Source organism: Vogesella mureinivorans, from assembly GCF_007644035.1.
Lineage (GTDB): Bacteria > Pseudomonadota > Gammaproteobacteria > Burkholderiales > Chromobacteriaceae > Vogesella > Vogesella mureinivorans.
The window spans coordinates 1-303 of the sequence record NZ_VMTV02000855.1; the positions used below are offsets into that span (position 1 = coordinate 1).

The following is a 303-nucleotide window of genomic DNA, read 5'->3' on the forward strand; positions in this document are numbered from 1 at the left end:
GCGTCGTTTTGAGCAAATTACCCAGCATTTAAAGCAGCTTTTACCTTTTCAAGATGAAAGCTTTGAATGGCTGAATTTAGAAGATCAAACCGCACATATCAGTCATAGTGTAGTGTTAAAAGATGGTCGCCTGATTGCAAGTTTATATATCGCACCAAAAGCTTTATTACCTGATCGGGACTGGGTTGCCAGTTTATTTAAGCGTGAACGACTCAGCGCAATGCACCGAAAAGCACTTTTGGCAGGACAAGCCATGTCGATAGCAAATAGTGATGGTCCTCTGGTTTGTAGTTGTTTTAAAGT

At 40.9% G+C, this 303-nt stretch carries 1 protein-coding gene; it reads left to right on the top strand.

Going from position 1 to position 303, the window contains the following annotated elements; genetic code table 11:
- Positions 1-303 (top strand): hypothetical protein (locus FLQ44_RS19940; RefSeq protein ID WP_338117502.1); only part of this gene is annotated, 303 nt, incomplete at both ends.